The sequence below is a fragment of the uncultured Algibacter sp. genome (assembly GCF_905480415.1).
Classification (GTDB): domain Bacteria; phylum Bacteroidota; class Bacteroidia; order Flavobacteriales; family Flavobacteriaceae; genus Algibacter_B.
The window spans coordinates 1-3,727 of the sequence record NZ_CAJQQI010000127.1; the positions used below are offsets into that span (position 1 = coordinate 1).

The 3,727-nt window shown below is 31.8% G+C and carries 6 protein-coding genes; 2 read left to right on the forward strand and 4 right to left on the reverse strand.

Translation table 11 applies throughout. From position 1 onward, the window contains the following. Positions 1 to 78 precede the first annotated feature (78 nt). The 4 genes from QZ260_RS08625 to QZ260_RS08635 all read right to left on the reverse strand — a co-directional run bounded on the left by QZ260_RS08625 (position 79) and on the right by QZ260_RS08635 (position 1,542). On the reverse strand, positions 79 to 318 hold the full coding sequence (locus tag QZ260_RS08625; RefSeq protein ID WP_295985071.1) for a CIA30 family protein: 240 nt from the start codon (positions 316 to 318) through the stop codon (positions 79 to 81). A 39-nt stretch (positions 319 to 357) separates the two neighbouring features. Then, a complete protein-coding gene (locus tag QZ260_RS13195) occupies positions 358 to 468 on the reverse strand; it encodes a nuclear transport factor 2 family protein (protein ID WP_365969435.1) in 111 nt (36 codons plus the stop codon). A gap of 151 nt (positions 469 to 619) precedes the next feature. After that, positions 620 to 778, reverse strand: coding sequence for a hypothetical protein (locus QZ260_RS08630; RefSeq protein WP_295985074.1), 159 nt, complete (start codon positions 776 to 778; stop codon positions 620 to 622). A gap of 194 nt (positions 779 to 972) precedes the next feature. Beyond that, positions 973 to 1,542 (reverse strand): superoxide dismutase family protein, encoded by a 570-nt coding sequence (locus QZ260_RS08635; RefSeq protein ID WP_295985076.1) that lies wholly within the window; start codon positions 1,540 to 1,542, stop codon positions 973 to 975. Between the two features lie 122 nt (positions 1,543 to 1,664). Between QZ260_RS08635 and hemN the strand changes: the two genes are divergently transcribed. Together hemN and QZ260_RS08645 are read left to right on the forward strand one after the other, a co-directional pair. Next, complete coding sequence (gene hemN / locus QZ260_RS08640) at positions 1,665 to 3,029, forward strand: oxygen-independent coproporphyrinogen III oxidase (RefSeq protein WP_295985080.1); 1,365 nt, start codon at positions 1,665 to 1,667, stop codon at positions 3,027 to 3,029. A 15-nt stretch (positions 3,030 to 3,044) separates the two neighbouring features. Beyond that, positions 3,045 to 3,727, forward strand: a 683-nt coding sequence (locus QZ260_RS08645; RefSeq protein ID WP_295985082.1) for a universal stress protein, incomplete at its 3' end; no start/stop codon positions are given.

Sequence of the window (3,727 nt, forward strand, 5' to 3'; positions counted from 1 at the left end):
CTGAATTGTTCTCTTTTATTCTGAATTGATAGGTTTTACCATCACCTTTCAGTTTAATGCAGACTTTCGTATAGTTACTCACTTTTTTGGTATAAAACCATATTGAACCATGGAGAAGCCACCATTGTTTTCTAATGACACATCTCCAAGGAATATTCCATTTCCAGAATCGTTAATTTTAAAAGCACCATTAGAACGTCCTCCCATGACAACATCATCAACAATACGCCAGTTAGAAATATCGCTTTTAGAATCAAAATTAAATAGGGTCATAGATGTTTGTGTTATTAGGAATATTAATAGGATAAGATGTTTCATTAAATATTAATTTATCTTATTGACTTTTATGGGAAGTGTCTAATTTTCATGTTCTTTATCCGACTCAGGGAATTCTAACCAAGAATAACTTTTATGTACTATTTTCCATGAACCTTCATGTTTTAATAAAAGAAAATAATCTGTAAAAATTCTCCAGTTTCAAATTACTATTTCAGCGTCAACAATGGCGGCATCTTTTTCATAATCTATTAAAATTATTCGTCCAATTCGATATGACTTTTTTGCTGTCTTAATATTCGAAATGTACTTTTCACCTGACTTACTCAAAGTCAGAATTCCATTAAATTGCCGGTTTACTTACTTTACCTGTTATAAGTAATCCAGCTCCACCACCAATTAAAGCACTAGAAATAAAATCGGTCATATCATTTACCAAAGTAAATTGAATGATAATTCCAACTATTATTAAGACTAATCCGGTTATTCTTATTTTGTTCATATTCTATTTTTTATTTTGAGTGTTTTTCTCAATGAATGGCAACTTATTATTCTAGGATAAATATAATATTTCATTCGTCATTTTATTCCGTTGTGCGATGATAAGAGGAGATTTTGTTCCTCTTTTTGTGATTTAGATTATAGTGTTAAAGCATTATCTAAATAATTCAAATTCAATGTTTAATAAATCTAGAATTACTGGATAATACCAGCACAACTTACACGAGCTCCGGCAGCTCCAGAAGGTTGTGATGTTAAATCATCAACACCAGCATGAACTATAATACCTTTTCCAAGTATATCTTTAGTGTCGTCTCCGCAGCCAATACACCATTCGTTAGTAGTGAATGAAATCGTACCATTCCCATTTTCATCAGCTGTAAAATTACCTATATCACCTTTATGATAACCTGTTTCTGCACCCCATTTACCATGTGGTTTTGCCGTTGGATTCCAATGGCCACCTGCAGATTTTCCATCAGGAGAAGAACAATCAGAAGAATTGTGAATGTGAATGGCATGTTCCCCAGGAGTTAATTCGCTAATAATAGCAGTCATACTAACTTCACCATTTACTTCTTTAAAAACTACATTTCCACTTACATTGCTATCACTTTTAGCACTTAAAGTGATTTTTACTTTTTTAGGTGCTACAACTGCTGTTTCTGTAGTTTCAGTTTCAATAGTTTTTGTGTCTTTCTTTTCTTTTTTACATGCTGTAAAACTTATAGCTATGGCAATTAATAAGAGGCTTAATTTTTTCATTATTCTAATTTTTATTTATCGGAAAGTTAAGGTATAATTAAACGAATTGCAAGTTATAGCTATGACATATATCATATTTTCTTGCACACTATTGTATTAATTTTGAGATATAAAAGTTAGGTATGTTCAAATCATTAGTCAATAAATATAATATTGCAGGACCTCGATATACGAGTTATCCAACGGTTCCTTATTGGAATCAAGAATCTTTTTCTCAAAAGAAATGGAAGTCTTCCTTAATTCAATCTTTTAAAGAAAGTAATTCGAAAGAAGGGATTAGTTTATATATCCATTTGCCGTTTTGTGAAAGTCTTTGTACGTTTTGTGGATGTAACAAACGCATTACCAAACAACATAGTGTAGAATCTCCATACATAAATGCTGTTTTAAAAGAATGGCAGTTGTATTTAGGGTTATTTGATGAAAAACCTGTTATAAAGGAATTGCATTTAGGAGGCGGAACACCAACTTTTTTTAGTCCAGAGAATTTAAAGCACCTCATACTTGAAATTTTAAAAACTTCAGAATTGGCAGTTGGACATGAATTTAGTTTTGAAGGACATCCTAATAACACTACTCGCGAACATTTACAAGCCCTTTATGACGTTGGGTTTAGGCGAGTAAGCTATGGTGTGCAAGATTATAATGAAACAGTTCAAAAAGCGATTCATAGAATTCAACCATTTGAGAATGTTAAGAAGGCTACAGAGTTAGCCAGAGAAATAGGTTACAATTCGGTGGGACATGATATTATTTTTGGGTTACCTTTTCAAACCTTGCAACATGTAGAAGAAACGATTTTAAAAACTAAGGAATTACTTCCTGATCGACTAGCCTTTTATAGTTATGCGCATGTGCCATGGATAAAAGGAAATGGGCAGCGCGGGTTTAATGATACAGATTTACCTTCTGCTGAACTAAAAAGAAATCAATATGAATTAGGTAAGGAATTGTTGGCTGAAGTAGGGTATGAAGAAATAGGAATGGATCATTTTGCTTTAACTACTGATTCACTGTATCAGTCGATGACTCATGGTGATTTACATAGAAACTTCATGGGTTATACAGCTTCAAAAACTCAGGCTATGATTGGTTTAGGGGTCTCTTCAATTAGCGATAGTTGGTATGGTTTTGCTCAAAATGTAAAAGGTATTGAAAGCTATTATAACTTATTAAAAGATAACATTATTCCTGTATATAGAGGACATGTCTTAAATGATGAAGACTTAACTATTCGTAAACATATTCTAAATTTAATGTGTCGATTTGAAACGTCATGGACAAAAGACTCATTGTATTTTGATGAATTACCAGAGGCTTTAATTCTATTGAAAGAAATGGAAAAAGATGGGTTGCTTCAAGTTTATTCTAATAAAATTAAAGTTACCAAAAAGGGTCAGCCATTCGTTAGGAATATATGTATGGCGTTTGATGTGCTATTACAAAGAAAACAGCCAGATACGCAGCTGTTTTCTATGACTGTTTAACCTAAAAAATAAATCATGAAAAAAATCATTATACCCGTAGATTTTTCTGATCATTCAGAATATGCACTTAAAACGGCAGCAAAACTTGCTAAAAAACACGATGCAGATTTACTAGTTTTACATATGCTTGAAATGTCGGATATTATGTTAACAACTTCAGAAGGATTTCAAAGCCAAAAGGCTGCTTTTTTTCTTCAGATAGCTGAACAAAAGCTTGAAGGTTTTTTAAAGAAAGATTACTTAAATGATTTAAAAGTAACTTCAATTATCAAACACTTTAAGGTCTTTAGTGAAGTTAATGATGTAGCACTTAAAAATGATGCTGATTTGATTGTTATGGGCTCTCATGGTTCTAGTGGTATGGCAGAATTTTTTGTGGGTTCTAATACGGAACGTGTGGTTCGTAATGCAAATATTCCTGTATTAGTAGTTAAAAATAATGTGTCTGATGTGAATTTTAATGTGGTAGCTTTTGCTTGTAGTTTCTCTGAAGAAACTATTAAACCTTATTTAAATGCAGTAAAGATGTTTGATAAAATTGACACTAAATTCTATTTGGTTCATGTTAATTTACCTAATGATAGGTTTATGAGCTCCTTAGAAATTGAGCAAAAAGCAGTTAATTTCTTTACAAAAGCAGAACGCAATTTAACTAAAATGAAAGATGTTTATTATGTGTGTGATTATACAGTTGAAGA